We start from the raw sequence: 23,662 nt of genomic DNA on the forward strand, positions 1-23,662 counted from the left end.
TCACTCCAACTCCCCTTAAAATATTAATAAGAGTGTCGAAATCTAATTACAAATAATCAATAGTTCAACAACACAAATATTCTCATACTCATCATTCCTCTCCACTCTACATTATCTTAATTATATGCAAAATTATGAAAAGATACTGCCTTGAAAGCAAATTATAGAATACTAATAACAATAATCTTAAAAACAAAAAAAAGGATTTGACCTGATTCATTATAATCAAATACTTTATTTTAATATAATACAATAATACTCATTTGACAATTATGAATCTTTAATATGCTTGATAGGGTTATATATAATTTAAGGAATAATCTTTCTCCCACATCTCTTATAAAAGAAAGGCCCTTTTTCTTAACCTCATATATTATGAAGTAACCTTCTTTCTTTATTGTTTTATTCTGCTTTTAAGAATATTTAACTACGAGTTTACTCTTAATGGGAAAGGGAAGTATTAATTTATTCATTATATATGTATGTCTTTACTACAAAAGAGCATAATAGGATAAGCTAATTATCAGTTGAAATGAAGAATTACTCGAAGCGCCATATACTTCTATTAACAATGTATTCCTTTGGATATTTAAAAAAAAAATAAATAATTATCTTATCGCGTTTAAGTTAATACAAAGACTTGACGTCATTGAAAATTTTGATTAATCTAAATATATATCATAAAAATAAATATATATAACATTAAAGTTGGGATTCTCTGGATTATTGAAGCTATAAAAAAATCACTTAAATTCAAATTAGTCACAATTATCAATTTTTTATACAAAAGGAATGAGGAATAGTGCAAACTAAGGAACTTCTCCCAATAGGCGCATGGATGCCAGACACAGCACCCCCTGCATTTACAGCCAATGACTTGCTTACAGTCATACCAAAAATTCGAGAACCCATTCATATTATATATGATAATTATAGCAGACGTTTAGGATTGGGGAGACGTGGACAGATATTATCAATAAACCAACACAACAATTCTACCTACCCCCTAATGTCTACCCTCCCAGCACTATATCCTGAATGGTTAGGAGATCGATCCTTCTTAGAGGTACATCATCTCCGCTTCCCTTACATCGCAGGAGCGATGTTCCGTGGCATCACTTCATCAAAAATGGTGATACAAATGGCTCGCGCTGGAATGATAGGTTTTTTTGGGGCTGCAGGCATGTCTCTCCCTGAACTTGAGAAGTCTCTGAATGATATCCAGTCAGCACTTAGAGATTCTGGACTATCCTGGGGTAGCAATTTAATCTATTCGCCAACGGAACCGGAATTGGAAGAGGCACTAGTGGATCTTTATCTGAATCGTGGCGTTCAAAGGGTTTCTGCCTCTGCATTCATGGCCTTATCACCAAGCATTGTTCGCTATGCTTGCGCTGGTCTACAAACCGACCAAAATGGTCGAATACTTCGAAAAAATTATATCTTTGCAAAACTTTCGCGTCCCGAAATTGCCAAAATGTTTATGTCACCAGCGCCCAAGGATATACTCGATCACCTTGCTTCAAAGGGAAAAATAACATCAATGGAGGCCTCGCTGGCCAGCCATATCCCTATAGCTGAAGATATTACCGTTGAAGCGGATTCAGGTGGTCATACGGATAACCGACCCCTCACTGCTATTTTCCCAACAATTCTTGGTATAAGAGATGACGTAATGATCCATAATGAATATACTCGTTCCATTAGAGTAGGGGCTGCTGGTGGTATTGGCACTCCATCTGCAATAGCGGCTGCATTTTCTATGGGTGCGGCATATGTATTAACTGGTTCTATCAATCAGTCAGCAATCGAGTCTGGCCTATCACATGAAGGAAGGAAGATGCTGGCCCTGGCGGATGTAGCGGATGTGGCAATGGCGCCAGCCGCTGATATGTTTGAACTGGGGGTAAAGGTTCAGGTACTCAAGCGTGGAACCATGTTTTGCAATCGGGCTGCACAGCTTTATGAAATATATAGTACCTATGATTCCATTGAGGCTATTCCTTCATCTATAAAGTTACGCCTTGAGAAGGAGATTTTCAAAACATCTTTAGAGGATATTTGGTCAGAGACACATCGATTCTTTATGAGCAGGAATACCAAGGAGATCGAAAAAGCGGAACTGGACCCCAAATATCGCATGGCCCTTGTGTTTCGCTGGTACCTTGGCAATACAGGTCAATGGGCCATTGATGGTGATCCTGCACACCGTGTTGATTATCAGATATGTTGCGGCCCATCTATGGGGGCATTCAATGCATGGGTTAATGGCTCCTTTCTGAGTGAGACAGAAAATAGAACGGTTGTCGATATCGCCTTAAATCTTCTGGAAGGGGCTGCGGTTGTTACAAGGGCCCAACAACTCCGCACCTATGGAGTTCCTGTTCCAGGATTATCATTTAACTATCAACCCAGACCTCTCTATTGAAAATTGAATTACTAGGAGATTATATTAATGTCTAAACGAAAAGAGACTACTGGCAGATTGAATAAAAAAAATAAAACAGCAAAACCAAAAATATCCCCAATTGCAATAGTAGGTATAGGCGCGTTCTTCCCAGGCTCCAAAGATGCTTGTGGTTATTGGAGAGATATATTAACTGGGAGGGATATGATAACAGAAATACCACCGACACACTGGCTCATAGATGACTGCTATGACCCAGATCCACTTGCGCCAGATAAGACATACTGTAAAACTGGGGCATTCCTATCCCCAATAGATTTTGATCCTATTGAGTTTGGCATTCCACCCACAAATCTTGCCAGCACTGACACCTCCCAATTGTTGGCTCTCATTGTGGCAAAACAGGTTTTAGAAGACGCAGCACAGGGGCAATTCAGCAAAATGGACCGCGATCGCATCAGTGTTATAATAGGAGTAGCCGCTGGACTGGAGCTACTCGGAGAGATGGCAAGCAGGTTAGGCAGACCAATCTGGATAAAAGCACTAAGGGAGGAGGGTATCGCAGAGGATCAGGCTCAAATTATTTGTAATAAAATTACAGACAATTATCAGGAATGGAAAGAGAGCACCTTCCCTGGATTACTGGGGAATGTTGTTGCAGGACGCATCGCCAATCACTTCGATATTGGAGGCACTAACTGCACATCCGACTCTGCTTGTGCAAGTTCATTTTCAGCACTCTCTATGGCGCTTAATGAACTCTGGATGAGACAATCTGACCTTGTTATTACCGGAGGCGTTGATACAACGAATGATCCCTTCCTGTATGTCAGCTTCAGCAAAACGCCAGCGCTCTCCCGCACCGGTGATTGTCGCCCCTTTTCGGAAGATTCCGATGGTATGGTACTTGGTGAAGGTCTTGGGATGATAGCGCTAAAACGACTAGAGGACGCTGAACGCGATGGGGATAGGATATATGCGATAATTAGAGGGATTGGAACATCATCCGATGGGAGTGGCACAAGCATATACTCCCCCTTACCAAAGGGACAAGCAAAGGCATTACGGAGATGCTATGATGCAGCAGGATATAGTCCATCAACAGTGGAATTGATAGAGGCACATGGGACAGGGACTTTGGCAGGTGATGTGGTTGAAGTTGAGGCGCTTAGCATGATCTTTGATGAAACTGCTCGAGAAGACCGGCAATGGTGCGCTCTTGGATCGGTCAAGTCTCAGATCGGACATACGAAGAGCGCGGCAGCGGCTGCAGGCATAATAAAAGCGATCATGGCTCTACACAACAAGATCCTTCCACCAACCATAAAGGTAAAGAAACCTGATCCCAAATTAAATATAGAGAATTCGCCATTTTATCTCAATACTGAGACTCGCCCATGGATAAGGGATGATTCATATCCCAGAAGGGCATCCGTTAGCTCATTCGGTTTTGGAGGAACCAATTTTCATGTAACAATGGAAGAATACAGAGGATCAGGTAAACGCGCATGGCGTCATCGCACATTCCCAAACGAGTTATTTCTTTTAAGCGCAAAAGACGTGAGCAGCCTAATAAAACAATGTCAAGACACTATTACGAATCTTGATGAAGAGGGCATCTTTCTATACATTGTCAAAAATAGTCAGATAGAATTCAAACATGAACTACCAGCGAAACTGGCTATCATATCGACCGATGAAAATGATCTTAAAGCAAAGATTAACCAATCTATAGATGCCATCCCAACAAATGGAAGCAATCCCTTATATTTACCCAATGGAATATACTATAATATGCAGGATACCAAACCAGGCCCCATTGCTTTTCTCTTCCCAGGTCAGGGAAGCCAATACCTTGGCATGGGAGCAGAGCTGGCTATGTATATAGATGATGTTAGGGAGATATGGGATCTATCCGCATCAATCCCAATGGATGGCGAAAACTCTCTTCATGAGATCGTCTTCCCGCGTCCAGTATTCTCTGAAGATAAGAAAAGGGAGAATATAAAAAGACTAACCAGTACTGAATGGGCACAGCCAGCTATCAGCACCATGAGTCTTGCAATGCTGGCGTTAATAAAATCTCTCGGCCTACAACCTGTCTGCGTTGGAGGTCACAGTTTAGGCGAGGTGACCGCGCTATTCGAGGCTGGTGTGCTTGATGAGATGAATGTCATTACCTTAGCCAGAAAAAGAGGAGAACTAATGGCATCCGCTTCAAGTGTACCAGGGAGCATGACCGCTGTCCCTGAATCTTTGGAAAAAATTCAGCCCCTGCTTGATAATCTTGAGAGCGATGTTATAATCGCTAATCACAACAGCCCTAAACAGGTTGTTCTCTCCGGTTCTACATCATCCATCGAAGTAGCAGAAGAAGCCTTAGCAAAAGAGAAAATTAAATCGAAACGGCTTCAGGTTTCGACCGCTTTTCACTCATCAATCATGAATAATTCCTGCGCACCCTTTCTGGAATTCCTTAAGGATATTCCCTTTAACAAACCGAAAATAAAAATCTACTCCAACGCTGAAGCATCACTATATCCTGACAATGAGGATAATATACGCGAAGTTTTGACGAAACAAATAAATCATCCGGTACGATTTTTAGAACAGATTGAAGCCATGTACGCCGCAGGAGCTCGAACCTTTATTGAGGTGGGACCGGGCTCAGTTCTTACCAAACTCGTTAAACAATGCCTTGAGGGACGACCTCACCTGGCAGTAAATATGGATAATGCAACTGAGCATGGAATCACAAGCCTATGGAAGGCATTGGGACAGCTTGCAGTAAACGGAATTGAGATTGATTATTCATATTTATGGAAGGACTATGCTCCTAAAATTGATCCAAGGGAGAAGGAAAAACCGAAGCTTACAATCCCTATTATGGGCTGCAATTATAATAGACCCTACCCTCCTGAAGGAGGATCAGATGCGCTCCCCAAACCAAATATTTCACCAATCCAAAAAAACAATATGCCGTCCACTTCATTGAAGACTAATCCCGATGCAGTTAGGGACGCTAATATTGATATCCCAAATAGCTCTGACAACTTACAGCTATCATCAGGGAATATTGAAAATTCATCTGCGAACCTCACAACTTCGCTATATTCACAACCAGAGGGCTCTATGAATAATACTGTCAAATCAACTCCAACAACCAATCAGTTGGATCATACGCAAGGCAATCCGCAACCATCTATTATGAATACAGACATATCTAATCGATCAGGGAAAAACAATTATGGCTCATGGATTACAGCCTTTCAAGAGATCCAGCGACAGACGGCTGAAACGCATTCTGCTTTCCAAAAAACGATGGCAGAAAGCCATATGGCCTTTCTAAAGGCTGCTGAAGCCTCAACTATCACCCTAAACGCAATGATTACTGGTAATCCTATCCCTGCAAGGGAGGAAAGGCTAGGGAATAAATATCCGGAAATCCCAGATCAACATGAAATCAAACCGCATCCCTCTATTAGTAATACTTTACCACAGAAGCCATTATCTGAATCCATTACTCAGGATATGGCAATCCCAACATCTGAGGTCAAAAAGCCTGTACCTGTTGATATCGATTTCAAGGAGATGTTACTGGACGTTGTGGCTGAAAAGACCGGATACCCAAAGGAAATATTAACAATAGACATGGGGCTTGAGGCGGATCTGGGTATAGACTCCATAAAACGAGTAGAAATTCTATCAGCTATAAAGGATCAATCCCCATGGCTGCCGGAGGTAGATCCAAGCGAGATGGCAAATATCAAGACATTGGGTGATGTCCTGTCATTCATAGAGGAATATGCTTCCGCAGCACCAAATTCAGTACCTTCGCCTAGCGTCTCAGTTAATGATAATGTTGATTTCAAGGAGATGCTTCTGGACGTTGTGGCTGAAAAGACCGGATACCCAAAGGAAATATTAACAATAGACATGGGGCTCGAGGCGGATCTAGGTATAGACTCCATAAAACGAGTAGAAATTCTATCAGCTATAAAGGATCAATCCCCATGGCTGCCGGAGGTAGATCCAAGCGAGATGGCAAATATCAAGACATTGGGTGATGTCCTGTCATTTATAGAGGAATATGCATCAGCAGCACCAAGCGTAATACCCCCACCCGACGTGGCGGTCAACGATAATATTGATTTCAAAGAGATGTTACTGGACGTTGTGGCTGAAAAGACCGGATACCCAAAGGAAATATTAACAATAGACATGGGGCTTGAGGCGGATCTAGGTATAGACTCCATAAAACGAGTAGAAATTCTATCAGCTGTAAAGGATCAATCCCCATGGCTGCCGGAAATAGATCCAAGCGAGATGGCAAATATCAAGACATTGGGAGATGTCCTATCTTATATAGAAGAATTTTCAAGCAATAATGACAATACTAAAGACAAAGATGTCTCTCCAACAGAGTTTATACTAAAGGATGAATCCTCGGAGACATCCTCAGCCAGAACAAGAATTAACAATACTCAACAATCTGAAATCGGCAGATATGCCCTACGAGAGGTACCTGCTCCTTATTCCGGATTTTCAATGAAGGGATTATCCTTTGATTGCAGCGTGGCAGTCACTGATGATGGTAATGGCGTGGCTCAATCCATGATACACAAGCTCAACGAACGGGGGCTAAAGGCCAATATAACAGATGATATCCCTGACAATGTCGATATTCTAATTTTTCTTGGAGGTCTTAAAAAAATTGATGATGATGACTCCATTATTGCAGTGAATAAAGAGGCATTCCTTGCATCCCAAAGAGTCGCTGAACGATTTGCATCCTCAGGAGGTATCTTTATCACAGTCCAGGATACTGGAGGGGATTTTGGTCTCTCTGGTAAGTCTGGGAAGAATGTCTACCTTGGGGGACTACCAGGTCTTGTGAAAACAGCAGCCTTAGAGTGGGATAACGCCGCAGTGAAGGCCATTGATATTGAACGCGGTAGCCATTCGGATGAAGAAATAGCTGAAAGTCTAATACAAGAATTATTTGACGGAGGCCCGGAAATCGAGGTAGGACTTCATGCAGATGGGAAGCGAACACGTCTCGACAGCTATGCTGTTAAGCCCAATATAGGAGATTCATCACTCACTGATCAATCTGTAATTGTGGCCTCGGGTGGTGCAAGGGGTGTTACAGCTAGGACACTCATTGAATTGGCTTGCCAGTTTCATCCTCGTATTGTGCTCTTGGGAAGGACACCCTTAATTGATGAGCCATCATGCTGCAGAGACGCCATGAAGGATAGTGAGATTAAAAGATCGCTATTGGATGAGGCAAAATCAGAAGGACGCACAATCAGTCCTAGTGAGTTGGGCGCACTCACACGTCAAATCCTGGCAAACAGGGAGATCAGCTATACCCTAAAACGCTTAGAAGAGGCAGGAAGCAATGCCAAATATATGGCTCTCGATGTCCAGGACGCTTCAGCTTTAGGAAAAGAGTTAGAATCGATCCGACAAGAATGGGGGCCAATAACTGGCATTATCCATGGCGCAGGGGTTCTTAACGATAAGCTTATTGCCCAGAAGACCTCAGAGCAATTCGACACTGTTTTTAACACAAAGGTTAATGGACTTCGTTCCCTGCTTAAAGCAACAGAAAATGATCCCCTGGAATTGATCTGCTTATTCTCTTCTGTTGCGGCCCGCTTTGGGAACATGGGTCAATGCGATTATGCCATGGCTAATGAAATTCTCAACAAGATTGCCAATCAAGAAGCCCTCCGACGCAAAAATACCTGTATAGTAAAGTCGATAAACTGGGGACCCTGGGATGGAGGCATGGTGTCACCCCAACTCAAGTCTCATTTTACTAAATTGGGAATCCCACTTATCCCGATGGATGTGGGCGCTCATAAGCTTGTGGATGAAATCCGAGAGAGAGATCCTCAAAGAGCAGAGATCGTTATTGGGCCTCCACCACCAAAGGGTGGTCTTTCCGTTAAGACTTCAAATAGGATGGAACTGAGATTAACTGTGAGCAATTATAATTACCCCTTTATCAACAGTCACAAGATTGAGGATATTCCCGTGATTCCAGTAGTGATGGTACTTGAATGGTTTTCACGCGCTGCTCATCTCTTTTATCCTGATATGAATATAGTATTATGCAAGGATCTTCGTGTCATGAAAGGCATCAAATTGGACTCCTTTCCAAAGGATGCTCATAATTTTATCCTATCCTGTAATATTAACGCCAATGGAGGGAAATCAGTCCTATCAATGGAGCTTCATGGCATGGAGGGCCCCCCACATTATACTGCAACAATTGAGATGACTGATTCAGCCAAGGGAAATGGAAGAACCTCAACCAGAATCATGACTAGCAATTTAAGGCCTTGGTCCTTAAATTGCTCTGAGATATACAATGACCAACTCTTCCATGGACCTGACTTTCAAGTTATCCAATCCCTGGAAGGAGTGTCCGACCAAGCTGCTACAGCAATTATAGTTGGGACGAGAGAGAAGGGTTGGCCAGGTGAATTATGGAAGACCGATGCTGCCGCACTAGATGGCGGATTACAGCTCGCCCTTTTATGGGGGGCTCATAAGCTGGGGAAAAAATCTTTACCCACAAAAATTGGCACCTATATAAGTTATCACGATGGTCTTGTTAAGGGTTCCTTACGTTGCGAGCTAAAGGGTGAAGTGATTGGGAAGGACCATACCTTATCAGATATTTTATTCTTCAATGAAGAGGAAAAGCTTGTAGCAGAGATGTGCGATGTAGAGATGCACATGCTGCCCAATTAGAAATCATAGTGTTAGGAGCTCTTAAGGATGTACTTTGAACCGATTGCAATTATTGGACAGTCATGCGTCCTCCCAGGAGCATTAAATCCTCAAGAGTTATGGGACATATTAGCAAAGGGCCAGGATGTATTAGCCAAAGTGCCAGACGGCTACTGGCGTACTGATACAGAACTGGTATTCGCACAATCTTACAAAGATTCTGAAGACCGCACATGGACTGATCGTGGAGGCTATGTGCGCGACTTTGATTCAGTATTTGATCCTGAGGGCTTTGCCATTTCAAAGGATGAGATATTACTCTTCGATCCGCTTGTTCATTGGATTTTTCATACAGGACGAGAAGCGCTTAAAGATTCTGGTTATCCTAGCGCCTCCAATATCAAGGCTGGCGCAATTTTTGGTAATCTCTCCTATCCATCTCACTCGTTGACTCAGTTTGCAGAATCAGTATGGCTTGATGCTCAAGCTAACAATTTCATTGGAGGCAAATCTCGACAGATAGCTGGAATAGACAGGCCTCACCCTCTCAACCGCTTTATGTCAGGCCTTCCCGCTCATATGTTAGCTCGCGCCCTGGAATTGAAAGCCGGCGCCTTTGCCCTTGACGCTGCCTGTGCTTCCTCCCTATACGCCATTAAATTAGCATGTGATAAACTTCACGACAGAGAGGCGGATCTGATGCTGGCAGGTGGTGTAAACAGAGCAGATGATCTTATCATTCACATCGGTTTCTGTGCATTACAAGCGATGAGTCATAGCGGCGAGAGCCGACCCTTTCATCGAAAGGCTGATGGTTTAGTCCCGGCTGAGGGAGCTGGATTTATTGTGCTCAAACGACTGGATGATGCGATTGCGTCAGATGATACCATACTGGGCGTTATTCGAGGAATAGGCCTCTCCAATGACGGCCGGGGTCATGGTCTGCTGGTTCCTTCTGAGGAGGGTCAATTCCGGGCCATTCGACAAGCCTATGATATATCCGGATTATCCCCTGAAGACATCTCACTCATAGAATGTCATGCTACAGGAACTCCAATTGGCGATGGGGTTGAGATACGAAGTATAATGAGAGCCTTTGAGGGTCTTAAACAGATCCCAATCGGTTCAATTAAATCTAATATGGGCCATCCCATCACTGTTTCAGGAATCGCAGGTATTTTAAAAATTTTGGGAGCCCTAAAGCATGGCATCCGACCCCCAACACTACATGTGGAGGAGCCCTTGGAGATAATAAACGATTCTCCCTTTAGGCTGCTTACAGAACCCGAGCCATGGGATAGCGAAAACCCTCGTAGAGCAGTGGTAAACAATTTCGGATTTGGAGGTAATAATGCGCACATAATTATTGAGGAGTGGGATAAAACCCTTAATAATAAACCGAAAAAAAGGAAGCGGACACCCAAAACGAATAATGAAGAGATCGCTATAGTCGGCATTGGTGTTATGGCTGCTGATCTAATAGGTGCTGAAAATTTTGCTCAGGCACTATTCACTGGAGAATCGCGTCTACGGAAACACGATGGCGACGACCCCTCAGGATTTACCGAATCTTATCAGTTGCCCATGATGGGCTTGCGCTTTCCACCTGCTGATCTAGAGCAGACCCTACCCCAACAGCTCTTAGTATTGAAAAGCACATTCGAGGCAATTACAGATGTTGAGAGTCTCCCTGTAGAACGTACGGGCGCGCTCATTGGTATGGGATGCGATGGGGAGGTAGCACGCTCAAGCGCCTGCTGGCGTCTTCCACAATGGGTAGATAGCTGGAAAGGATCTATCCAGTTTTCAGATGTTGAGGATTGGATATCAAGAGCAAGGGATCACATCAATCCCTTCAGAAAGGCTCCTTCAATTGTAGGGGCAATGCCGAATATAGTAGCCAACCGATTATGCAGCCAATTTGATCTAAGAGGGCCAAGCTTTACAATATCCTCAGAAGAGATTTCAGGAATGAGATGTTTAGAAATAGCTGTTCGGGCTCTTCGGGCTAATGAACTGGACGCAGCAATAGTTGGCGCTGTTGATGTATGTTGTGAACCAGTGCATAAAGGGGCAGCGAAGGATGTCCTGAATGCAGAATGTCATACACCAGGTGATGCCTCAGTTATCTTAATCCTGAAGCGACTTACAGACGCTCGTGAGAACTCTGATAAAATCTATGCCATTATTTCTGATAAAGCAGATAATCCTACATTGAGATTAGGCCTTGAAGAAGATTCAATGAGCCTAATCCCGCTTTTCGGTCATGCTCATGCTGCATCAGGATTGCTTCATGTTGCGGCATCGGCATTAGCCTGTTATTACAAAATTCTACCAACAGGGAAGGCGAAACTATCCCTCCCCTGGTTAACACCTCAGCAACCCAGATCAGCAGAGATATCCGTAAACGCTTTAGGGGGAGAACGTTCCATTATAAGATTGAAAGAGGACATTGATTCCCCTTCAGGACACTTTGTTCTATCCCAATTTCCACGTCTACATATCTATTCAGGCAATACGAGCGAGGATGTTCTTCATAGTCTGATCAATGGAGAGGAATCAGAGGATGGACCTGCCCGCTTAGTAATCACGGCATCAGATAACGATGAACTTATTGAGCTACAAAAGAAGGCTCAAATCCTTCTTGAAAAAGGAGAGTTTTCTAGGGATCCTATTATATTAGATAAAGGCATCTACTATAGCGATAATCCTATTGGTGGGGAGATTGCCTTTGTCTTTACCGGATCAGCTGGCGTTTATCCTGGTATGGGTAGGGAACTAATGCTGGCCTTCCCTGAATTAGTCGATGAAATCTGTACAGGATTTACCCTAGAGGAGGTTCTTGACCTAACTAGTGATATCAGTACTGATATGCAAAAATCTCCAGAGAGGATGTTATGGTCAAGCACCCTTCTATCTCAAATCCATGCAAAAATTACTCAACAGTATTTGGGTATTATTCCTGATGCTGTTATTGGATTTTCCTCAGGCGAGTCCAATTCACTTTTTGCCACTGGAGCCTGGAGAGACTTGAGCAAAATGTTCCAAGAATTTCGAGATACAGGGGTTTTCACTAAAGAGGTAGGTGGTGAATTCAATTGTATCAAACGAGCATGGAAGGATTATGGTATTTCCGATGTAGATTGGATTAACTATGGATTATTGGTTCCTGAGGATGAGGCTCAATCAATTATTGATTCAGAACCCCTTGTTCATATCATTGTAATCAATGCCCCTGGTAACATTGTAATTGGTGGTCAAGCAGAGGCCTGCGAGGGTGTTGTGGAGAGGTTAGGACGAGAAAGGGCATACAAATTGGGATACGATGTAGCAGTCCACTGTTCTGAGATGAAGAAATATGCAGATAAATGGCGCAAATTGCATCATCGCACAACCTTCCCAGTGCCCGATATTCGCTTCTATTCCAGTTCTACATGCAGTCACTATCAACCAAATGCTGAATTAGCCGCTGATGCGCTTTTGGGGATGGCATCGCAAAGGCTTAATTTTCCTAAAATGGTGGAAAACGCATGGAATGATGGGATTAGAATCTTTATTGAACATGGTCCGCGGGATAGCTGTTCAAGGTGGATATCTCAGATACTTGGCAATAGAGAACATGTAACCATACCAATGGATAGAGCTGAGGTTTCATCAATGACTCAGGTCATTCATGTAATAGCTCAACTAATATGCGCGGGAGTATCCATCAATCATATTGACTTTACTGAGATTTTGACCTCATTAAAGGGGAAAGAGAAAACTATGAGTTTAAACACCCTTTCCACCAAGAATCCTCTTAAGACCTATAAGGTTCATCCACCAATTATACAATTCTCTGAAATCCCTATAGCCGCAGTGCAGGAAGTGAAATCAACAAAAACTCCTGATAATATTGAAACGAGGTTGATTAGAATGCCTAATGATGAGAAAAATGGAACTGGGAAGCAAAAGATGTCCCAAGCTCCATGGTTAGCACCCGTATTAGAAGATATCCCAATTAAAACGAGAGGAGACGGTCGGGAAATCATTATTGATAATAGCGTTATGCCTGCCAACTCAATTGATCATCAGAGCCTTCCCATTGGGTCAGATTCTCCCATGGGAAATATATTTAATAATATGGTAAAACAAAATGCACTTATATCATCCATTCACCGGGACTTTGTGAATCAACAGGCTCTGGTTCATCAACATTTCCTCAAAATGCGCCAAGATGCTTTATCCATCTTAATGAATGCTTCAAGCCAAGGGTTTGATTTTACAGACAGTACTTTAGTTACAGCTTTGAAACCAGCATTCAATACTCCTCCGACAACCCAGGAACAATATAATGCTGAATCTCATGTTACATCAATGGAACCGGATAAAAAAGATACCTTAATGAAATCCCATACTTCAGTAATTGACAAACCTCCAATAATCCCAGATAGGGATTTGAAGGATTCTTCACTCAATAAGAAGTCGTCCACATATCAATCAGCTATAGCTAGACAGTTCTCAAAACCGGAAGCGAAGAAACCCATAGGCCCAAGGTTCTCCAGGAAAGAGCTTGAGATACTGGCATCTGGCAAAATTTCAGAAGTTTTTGGCCCACTATTTGAGGTACAGGATCACTATCACCGCCAGGTTCGTCTACCAAAACCGCCATTGCTATTAACAGACAGGGTCACAGGATTGGATGCTGAAGCAGGATCCATGGGCAAGGGCATAATATGGACAGAAACGGATGTCAAAAAGGACGCCTGGTACATCAACGATATCTATATGCCAGCGGGGGTCACAGTAGAGGCTGGGCAGAGCGATCTGTTGCTTATCTCATGGCTTGGAGCTGACTTTAAGAACATGGGTGAGCGGGTCTACCGCCTGTTAGGCTGTGATCTGGTGTACTATGGCTCCCCTCCAAAAGTGGGAGACACACTATGTTATGAAATCTATGTGGATGGACATGCCAATGTAGGCGATGTTCGCATCTTCTTCTTTCATTATGATTGCAGAATAAACGGGGAGATCCGCCTATCAGTTCGAAACGCCCAGGCAGGTTTCTTCTCTGATGAAGAGTTGGCTAATTCCGGAGGTGTGCTATGGGAAGCAGAAACTGGGGAACATAAGGATAAAGCGGATGCTCGCGTTGATCCACTTATAGTTGACTGCACAAGAAGCAAATTTTCAGTGGATCAGGTTAGGGCATTTTCTCAAGGACGAGTCTATGAATGCTTTGGACCTGGATTTGAGATAGCAGAGACCCATACAAAGACCCCCAAGCTTCCACCAGGGAGGCTGCTACTGCTCCACCATGTGAGTCAATTCAATCCCAAGGGCGGACCATGGGGAAGGGGATATTTGCGATCAGAATATAACATCTCTCCTGATGAATGGTTCTTAACCTGTCATTTCAAGAATGATCCTTGTATGCCAGGGACCTTGATGAGTGATGCCTGTTTGCAGACCCTTGCCTTTTATGTCACAGCCATGGGCTTTACGCTGAATAAGGATGGCTGGCGCTTTGATCCTGTGCCTGACGAGATATATCACATCATCTGTCGTGGGCAGGTAACACCCAAGAGTAATACTATAATCTATGAGACATTTGTTGAAGAGGTTATTGATAGCCCCTATCCTACTGTATACGCTGACATCCTTGCTACATGTGATGGCCTTAAGATATTGCATATACGCCGCTTGGGTATACGTCTTGTACCGGATTGGCCACTTAATTGTTGGCCCGAACTTATAGAAAATCATGAGGAGACAAGACCTGTAGCCAGTGTTGGCGATTTCCGTTTTGATTATAAATCACTGCTTGCCTGCGCATGGGGCAGACCCTCTGATGCTTTTGGAGAGAATGGAAAAGCGTTCGACGGACCGCGCCACATCGCTAGACTGCCTGGACCGCCCTATCACTTTATGTCACGGATTTCCAAGCTAGAGGCTGAAATGGGAAGCATGAAATCTGGTGAATCCATTGAGGTTGAGTATGATGTACCAACTGACGCGTGGTATTTTGACATGAATGGAAATCCTACAATGCCCTTCTGTGTTTTGATGGAGGTGGCAATGCAGCCATGCGGATGGCTGGCTGTATTCGAGGGCTGTCCAGCCAGCACAGAAAATGACCTCTATTTTAGAAACATCGATGGTACAGGCAGAATAACCGCTGAAATACTTCCAAACACAGAGACAATACGCACCCGCACCACGCTAACCAGCATATCCCGCATGTCGAATCTAATTCTGGTTAACTTTGATGTGATATGTTTTGTTGAAGAGACGCCAGTTTATAATATGAAAACAAGATTCGGATTCTTTCCCAAGGAGGCCCTGGATCAACAGATTGGATTGCCATCCACAGAAGATGAGAAGGGATGGCTTGAGGAATCCTGCGATTTTCTTGTTGATCTTACAGAATTGCCGGATCGCTACTTTAATGGCAAATTACGTCTACCGAGGCCGATGCTGCTTATGCTTGACCGCATTACAGGCTACTGGCCTAAGGGTGGAGGGAACGGACTCAGACGCTTGAGGGCTGAAAAGGATGTAAATGTTAGCGAATGGTTCTTCAAGGCACACTTCATGTCCGATCCGATACAGCCGGGCTCCCTTGGAGTCGAGTCAATGGTGCAATTATTGCAGTTTTACATGTTACATGAGCACATGGAGGAAGGTATTGAACACCCACGCTTTGAGCCCCTTGCCCTTAACAGACCAACCACCTGGAAGTACAGGGGGCAGGTGACGCCAAACAAGAAACGCATCTCTGTTGAGATGAATATCCTTGAGCGTGGCAGAGATGAGGCTGGGGCCTATTCCGTGGCCGAGGCATGGTTATGGGTAGATGAGCTAAGAATATTCCATGTTAAGGATTTAGGCATGCGCATCGTCTCAGGAAATCCACCGACAAAAGCTGAAGGCGGCACAAGGCATAATAAAAAAAATAATTCCAATAATATAGAGAATATGATAAAGGAAGCCGTAGCGGATAAAGCTAATGTTAATCCATCAACTGTCAGGTTTATAGAGAATAGGAACGTAGCCCTTTGTGAAGCCATGCCACTTACTCTATATCCAGTTGAGATGAAAGACAAAAAGAACAAAGCCCCATTAGTGAAGTTAGGGGAGCCCTTCCTCGACTTTGATAGAATGCTGTCCTATGGACGTAAAATATGGGGATTGGGGCAATGGATTGGAGAAAAAATTACCCAAGGACTCTGCGAACAGTTTACTCGGTTTTTAATCTTGGAGGATCCAGCGATATTGAAGAGCATTCATGGAAGAAGCGTTTTATACCTTGCCAATCATCAGGTTCAGGTTGAATCGATGCTATTCCCAATGATGATGCAGGTGCTGACAGAGAAACGAGTAATGCCAATCGCAAACTCTGATCATCAAAATGGCTGGATCGGCATGCTGAATGAGTTCACCTATTCCTATCCTGGTGTAACCTATCCAAGAAATATAGTCTTCTTTGATCAGAACGATAGGAGATCAATGTTTGACATAATTGAGGGTTTTAAGGCAATGATTGATAGGGAGGGAATATCTGTTTTTCTCCATGTGGAAGGGAAATTAGGATTAAGCTGCCGCAACCCTGTTAAGATATTAAGTTCTGTCTTTATTGACATGGCCATCAGCTCAAACCTCCCCATTGTGCCAATTCGTTTCATTGGAGGACTCCCAGTAGAGGAGATGGGAATCCCTTTGGACTTCCCAGTTGGTTACTGCAAACAGGATTATTACATTGGAAGTCCGATCTTTCCTGAAGAGCTGAATGCTATGCCCTATGCTGAACGCAGAAAATATGTTATCAAATCCATCAATAATCTGGGACATCCAAACAAGACTGAAAAACCCAATCCACCGAATACTCGTTTCAAAAAGGAAGTAGAGGCATGGATGGCTAAAACAGGATCAACAGAGATAAAGGCAGTGCTCTTTAAGGTACTGGAGGGTCTCACTGACACAACAGATAAGGAAACCCAGGCGTTGATTAATGCTATCCGTGAGGGCAAACTGTTGATAAAGAATAATGAGAAGGGCAAATGGATTTCAGATCTTGCTCAATGGCTTATTGAACCCAGGAAGCTAAAAATAGCTTATAGTGATGGAGAACATTAAATCTATCTTAATCATTAAAGATCTGTGGAATGTGAGAGGTAATTTAAATCCAAGGAGGACAAAATGGAAATAAATCAATTGCTTGGCATTGGGAAAGCCGCCTTAAAGAGCTACAGATACTCGAGACGTGCATGGAAGAGCCCTGAATCATTGAAGAGACTGCAAGACAATGCATTGCAACGAGCCGTGTCAATAGCATATCACCATACTGATTTTTATTTGGAAAAATATAATAAATATGGAATTCATCCTTCAGAGATAAAGACAATAGAGGATTTACCGAAGCTACCGATTATTACAAAACAGGAGTTAATAGATTACTTCAATGCCGCTGTTCCAAGATCATTAAACAAGAACAAGGCCTTTCTCATGGGGACCTCCGGTTCCACGGGTCAGCCGCTACAGGTTTATAAGGATTACACATGGCTGGCACATTCCCTTGGTTTTGGTTTACGGATGTTGAAACTGCACAGAATGGGTCTTCCTAAAGCAGCGTTCATATTCGATATAAACTCTATGTCCAGCATTGAGAATAAGACAAAAAATTTCTATAAATACTTTACCAAAAGGGCTATGCTAATTCCAGTGGAACTGGATGTAGTGGAGATCATGGAACGCCTGGAAAAGGCAAATGTGCACTACATCGCCACCTATACAGGCGTTATGAGAGAACTGGCTACCCTAAGAAAAAATGGTATGGGCAAAAAGCTAAAATTAAAAAAGGTTGGCCTCACTGGAGAGCTTCTGGATGAATACACCCGAGAATATATTGAGGATGCATTTGATTGTTATTGCTATAGCTCATATATTTCCACAGAAGGGGGAACAATTGCAATAGAGTGTGAAAACAAAAAGATGCATATAAATTCAGACTATGTGATGGTGGAAGTCGTGGATCAAAACGGCACACCCTTACCTGCTGGTGAAGATGGCAGCATCCTCCTAACCTGTTATGACGGAGGATATGGAACACCTATCATAAGATATAGTGGATGCTCAGATGTAGGTCAACTCCTTCCGGATAAATGCGACTGTGGCTTGAATACACCCATTATGGGGCCAATAAAGGGACGATCCGTTGACTCAATTCATCTGCCTGACGGTAGAGTATACCATGCATTTTCAATGACCATACCAATGGAGAAGATACAACGAGAATATAGCAATGAACGTATTCGCCAATACCAGATCGTTCAACACGAACTCAATAAGATAACAATTAGCCTAATTCGCAATGAAGAAAAGAACAAGGAGGGTGATTCCCTTTCTGACCTTATGGAAATCATCCAAAGAGCCTATCAGGATCAACTCGGCTCTGAAATGGACTTGAAGGTTCAGGAGGTTCAGGAATTAACCAAAATTGAAAATGTTGGGATGCCAACCCCTCTTGTATTATCTCAGATTGGCAAGAAAGAGAAACAGGGGATAAAGGAATTATAAATCAACACCTTTGAAAGCCAATAAACGAAACAACGTGAGCATGATGATCTATTATGGTTAATATTTGAATATCGTCCTTTCAACAAACCTTTTATAAACAACGATTTTATCTATACCAAACCATTCTATCCATCTGCTTTTCATGAAATCATCTCTGTTAAATCGTCTTCTTGGCTCAGGTTTCAATTGTTTTATCTCATTATTGATCTTCTCATTAAATCTATCTACTTCAGAATAATACTTTCTAGAAACCCCCTTTTTTATCTCTTCGAATTCATGTATACCATCAAAGGGCAGATCGAGTATGCTAATATTATCATCATGCCAGCTTAATACCCTCTCCTTGATGAATTCTGATGGGACGTATCTAGCAACCCTCTTGCCTGGAATCAATTTATAACAATGACCTAACATAGAGTTATTAAAAACTTCAATCAATATTCTGTAGAGGTTTAAAACGCCAATATGGAATGCAAATAAGAATAACCTCTCCCTTGGAATATCAAAAAAATCACACAATTGTTGAACATAATAAAACAATGTCTTATATATAAACTCGCCATATTGATCCGATATTCCCTTGGAGCCTCTCCTAATGTATTGAACTATTGCCTCATTTATTTCTCTTTTTATTATTACTGTTTGATTAATATCATGATAAAAATAAACGGATATTCCAAGATCCTTATAATCCTTACTTAACTTCCCCTTTTCAATTACTGCAATATAGGGTTCTCTAGTATTCCAGCTTCTAGTCCCCTTAATAATAAAACTTGTAGCTGGTCGCTCCTCCGATGATGATTTTTCGCCTTCAACAGATTCTAAAGAAGATAGCTTCCTCTCTCCTTTAGATATTTCATGAAGTTCATCACTATCTGCTAACTCTTTAACCGCCCTTTCATCCAAGGAAAGAGTCATATTTTCAGTATCTGTTGAAGTTGAATCCTCCTGTTGCGATGTATCATTATCCTTGTTCTCTATATCCTCACCTAAGAGTTCATCAACACTACCATCAGGTGTTAAAGCGATTTGAGAACCTGTCAATACGCTTCCGCCTTGAAGCATATCCTCTCCCTTATCCTCAAAGTCTGACTCACCTTCAATATCAGATAGAAGATCATCAATATCATCTTCAACATTCATGAAAAAACTTCCTCAATATAATATTAAGATTCAACAGGTTGAAACACCTTTTTTTCACTTTCGTTCTTAGATCTATCGACCTTTTCATTCTTTTTAATCTTTGAGTTATCGATTTGAATTGGTGGGAGTTCTTCACCTCGATTAATCATATCGATCTCTTCCCTGTTCAAACTCTCCCTCTCAATTAAATAATTTGCAATTTTATCAAACTTTTCCATATTAGTCATGATCAGATCTCTTGCTCTTTTTTTACATGTATCAATAATTATCTTGATCTCTTGATCTATTAGCTCCGCTGTGACCTCACTATAATCCCTATGCTGTGAGATCTCTCTACCTAAAAATATCTGCTCCCTTCTCTTTCCAAAGGATAATGTACCCAATTTATCACTCATACCCCATTCACAAACCATCTTTCTAGCAATATCCGTCGCCCTCTCAATATCACTGCTTGATCCAGTTGTTATATCCTGCATCTTTATCTCTTCAGCTATGATCCCTCCATAGAGGATTGTAATTTGATTTAACCAATATTTTTGAGATTGAAGATGCTTTTCATCTTTTGGAAGCTGCATTGTTAAACCTAAAGATCTTCCACGTGGAATAATTGTAACCTTATGAATAGGATCAGCCCCTGGCAAAACCAACCCTAAGATCGCATGCCCTGTCTCGTGAAACGCAATTATCTTCTTTTCCTCTTCAGAAATCAGAACCGACTTTCTCTCAGGTCCCATAAGCACCTTGTCCTTTGCATCCTCTAACTCCAGCATTGACACACGCTTTTTATTCCTCCTTGCAGCGAGGAGGGCGCCCTCATTTATGAGATTCGATAGATCAGCACCTGTAAAACCGATTGTGCCCATGGCAAGTATCTTTAAATCAACATCCTTGAATAGCGGCACTTTCCTAGAATGTACAGCTAATATCTTTTCACGCCCCTTTAAGTCCGGAATATCAACAACTACTTGTCTGTCGAATCTCCCTGGGCGCATCAAAGCGGGGTCAAGTATATCAGGTCTGTTTGTGGCTGCTACAATAATAACCCCCTCATTAGTCTCAAAACCATCCATCTCCACCAGCAACTGGTTTAGGGTCTGTTCCCTTTCGTCATGTCCACCACCCAATCCAGCGCCCCTCAGCCTTCCAACTGCATCTATTTCATCAATGAAAATTATGCATGGCGCGCTCTTTTTCCCCTGTTCAAAGAGGTCCCTCACCCGTGATGCTCCAACACCAACAAACATCTCAACAAAGTCCGAACCGCTTATGAAAAAGAATGGGACATCGGCCTCCCCGGCAATGGCTCTTGCAAGGAGCGTCTTCCCTGTGCCAGGTGGTCCCATTAAAAGCACCCCTGTAGGGATCTTAGCACCAATATTGATAAATTTCTTGGGATCCTTTAAGAAATCGATAACCTCTTTCAACTCCTCCTTAGCCTCTTCAACACCTGCGACATCAGAAAAGGTTACTTTTTTCTTTGTATCAGGGTTTACCTTAGCTCTACTCTGACCAAAGGACATGGCACGATTGCCAGTAGCCTGAATCTGTCTTACCAATAAAAACCATATTAGTCCCAAAAATAAAAGCCATGGTAAAAAATTCAGCAATCCCTTAACAAAGATATTATCATCATCCATCTCACCCTTTATCTCAATCCGATGCTCTATTAGCGTTTTCATCAGATCTGCGTCATCATAGGGTATTATCGTCTTAAACAAATAGGCTCTATCACCTTTCAAATAAGTACCCTCAATCTTTTTGCCATCAATAATAGTAATAGATTTCACCTTTTCATCATACACCTTTTTAATGAAATCACTATATTGCAATGTATCGATACTTGTTTTAGAAATATTATTCATCCTATAAATCGCTATTGCTAGAATGACTACAACCAATATTAATGCTATCTGTTTCCCTGATTTATTCATCCATTACTCCTATGTATGCTATAATACTTGTATCTTTAGAATTGATTAGAAGTTAGTTATTATGACAATAGGCAAGAGGTATCCAATCACTTCTCAACCTATAGAGAATCTCCGAAACAACCCATTTCAGCTTTTTATTCGGTAGGTTTTCCAGAACTGAACCTTCATTTGCTGGACAATGATGATGTCTTATGACAAATTTGATATGATGTTCACTGAAAAGCAACGAAAATTTTACCCTATCCTTATTTATAGTTCCCTATCTTCTGTATAGCAAGTATTTTTTTAGAATTATGCCTAATCCAAAAATCAACAGAAACCCTGTTTGGAACATTGTCAACGATCCCAGACATATATGCGGCAATCCTTGAATTAACAACTAAAAGGGGAAGAATAGCCTTGGAATAACTGTCAAGTTTATTCTCAATCATCAAATCCTTAATCTTTTTAGTGCCCTGCTCTAATCTGATTCTATCTCCCCTGCGCCTATTCCTGATAATAACATAATCATTAATATCATTCAATGTAATGAACATTTTGTTATTTCTATTAAAATTCTTTAGAAAATAATCATAATTTACATATTTAACAAGGATCGCTACATCTATCTCTTTAATATATAATCGTTCTTTCATATTATCATATAAATCAATTCTGTATTCCCATGGATCAACAGCAGAATCAAAATCACTATTTATAGAAATAAGAATTTCATTCCTGTGGTTACGAAAAGTTTTCTTTACTAGTATGCTTCTGTTTTCATAGAGAACCATGTTGCTTCTCTTAACGCAAGCCCTCCTGTATATTTCCTCCATCATACCCCAATGAACGTATTCATTAAGATAATCTCTAATTGCCGTTGAAATGACATATTTCAACAATCTCTTATCATCAATATATCTATCCATGTCAATATATATACAGTTCCCCCTCTCTTCGTAAAGGATGCCATATTTCTCATATATTAGATCATCAATCAATGATGTATACTCCTTTGATATCTCGCTAAGATGGTTAATAGCCCTTGGCGCACCCCTAAACCTATCACTTATCTGTGGAAGAAGAGTATTACGGATTTGATTTCTGCAATAGGTATTATCAATGTTCGACGAATCTTCCCTCCATGCAAGACCCTCATCCCTCAGATGACGGTATATTTCTTCAGGTGTGAGGAAAAGAATAGGCCTTATAATATTGCCCCTTTTAACACTGATCCCAGCAAGTCCATGTATTCCTGTTCCCTTAAAGATTCTCATAACAATTGTTTCGATGTTATCATTTCTATTATGTGCGGTGGCTATCTTTTGGAATCCACGCTTAGAGCATATCAAATCAGCTATCTCATACCTCTTTTCCCTGGCAATGCCTTCAAATGAAGCCCCTCCTAATATTTCACTTGAAAAGTTACACCTCTCAATAAATATCTCCAATGCCTTCTCTTCCGCTATCCTCAATAGAAATCTCTCATCCTCATCAGATTCCTCCCCTCTCATTAGATGGTTCAGATGGAATATGGCTATCTCTAAATATAGATCATCCCTCAAATATAGCATACAGTCGAGAAGAGCCATAGAGTCCTTTCCAGCAGAGAGGGAAAGTAGAATTCGATCACCCTTATTCAATAGGTTATTTCTATCAATAAAATCTCTTACGCTATGATATATGCTGTTGCTATCCATACTAACAACCTATCTAAACTATTAGTAATATGCAATTACAATCCACTAAATATTATTACATCTAATAAGAAAGCCCTATGATTGCAAGTACTCTTCGCGCTGTGCCATCGCGTTACGGATTACCACTCCTTGCTCAATCCCTAGGTAATAGTATTCATGAAATATCCCTCTGAGCTATTTTTCTCAATTTTTTGTTGTTT

General features: G+C 41.8%; 7 protein-coding genes. 4 read left to right on the forward strand and 3 right to left on the reverse strand.

Going from position 1 to position 23,662, the window contains the following annotated elements:
• Positions 1-802 precede the first annotated feature (802 nt).
• The 4 genes from SVZ03_14605 (at position 803) to SVZ03_14620 (ending at position 18,709) form a co-directional block, all read left to right on the forward strand.
• On the forward strand, positions 803-2,428 hold the full coding sequence (locus SVZ03_14605; protein ID MDY6935443.1) for a PfaD family polyunsaturated fatty acid/polyketide biosynthesis protein: 1,626 nt from the start codon (positions 803-805) through the stop codon (positions 2,426-2,428).
• A gap of 27 nt (positions 2,429-2,455) precedes the next feature.
• The gene (locus SVZ03_14610) at positions 2,456-9,175 is read left to right on the forward strand and encodes an SDR family oxidoreductase (GenBank protein MDY6935444.1); all 6,720 of its coding nucleotides are present in this window, start codon (positions 2,456-2,458) and stop codon (positions 9,173-9,175) included.
• Between the two features lie 27 nt (positions 9,176-9,202).
• Positions 9,203-17,269: a beta-ketoacyl synthase N-terminal-like domain-containing protein gene (locus SVZ03_14615; GenBank protein MDY6935445.1), complete on the forward strand. Its 8,067-nt coding sequence runs from the start codon at positions 9,203-9,205 to the stop codon at positions 17,267-17,269.
• A 63-nt stretch (positions 17,270-17,332) separates the two neighbouring features.
• A complete protein-coding gene (locus SVZ03_14620; GenBank protein MDY6935446.1) occupies positions 17,333-18,709 on the forward strand; it encodes a hypothetical protein in 1,377 nt (458 codons plus the stop codon).
• Between the two features lie 57 nt (positions 18,710-18,766).
• Here the strand turns inward: SVZ03_14620 and SVZ03_14625 are convergent, their stop codons facing one another.
• The 3 genes from SVZ03_14625 to tilS form a co-directional block, all read right to left on the reverse strand.
• Positions 18,767-19,852 (reverse strand): hypothetical protein, encoded by a 1,086-nt coding sequence (locus tag SVZ03_14625; protein ID MDY6935447.1) that lies wholly within the window; start codon positions 19,850-19,852, stop codon positions 18,767-18,769.
• Between the two features lie 23 nt (positions 19,853-19,875).
• A complete protein-coding gene (gene ftsH / locus SVZ03_14630) occupies positions 19,876-21,783 on the reverse strand; it encodes an ATP-dependent zinc metalloprotease FtsH (GenBank protein ID MDY6935448.1) in 1,908 nt (635 codons plus the stop codon).
• 245 nt (positions 21,784-22,028) lie between these two features.
• Complete coding sequence (gene tilS, locus SVZ03_14635) at positions 22,029-23,462, reverse strand: tRNA lysidine(34) synthetase TilS (GenBank protein MDY6935449.1); 1,434 nt, start codon at positions 23,460-23,462, stop codon at positions 22,029-22,031.
• Between the last annotated feature and the right edge of the window lie 200 nt (positions 23,463-23,662).

This window comes from Spirochaetota bacterium, assembly GCA_034190085.1.
Classification (GTDB): domain Bacteria; phylum Spirochaetota; class UBA4802; order UBA4802; family JAFGDQ01; genus JAXHTS01.

Bases quoted from the DNA above. Each gene is read 5' to 3' on its own strand.
- SVZ03_14610 (MDY6935444.1), top strand. From the start codon at position 2,456: ATGTCTAAACGAAAAGAGACTACTGGCAGATTGAATAAAAAAAATAAA.
- SVZ03_14615 (MDY6935445.1), top strand. From the start codon at position 9,203: ATGTACTTTGAACCGATTGCAATTATTGGACAGTCATGCGTCCTCCCA.
- SVZ03_14620 (MDY6935446.1), top strand. From the start codon at position 17,333: ATGGAAATAAATCAATTGCTTGGCATTGGGAAAGCCGCCTTAAAGAGC.
- SVZ03_14625 (MDY6935447.1), bottom strand. From the start codon at position 19,852: ATGAATGTTGAAGATGATATTGATGATCTTCTATCTGATATTGAAGGT.
- ftsH (MDY6935448.1), bottom strand. From the start codon at position 21,783: ATGAATAAATCAGGGAAACAGATAGCATTAATATTGGTTGTAGTCATT.
- tilS (MDY6935449.1), bottom strand. From the start codon at position 23,462: ATGGATAGCAACAGCATATATCATAGCGTAAGAGATTTTATTGATAGA.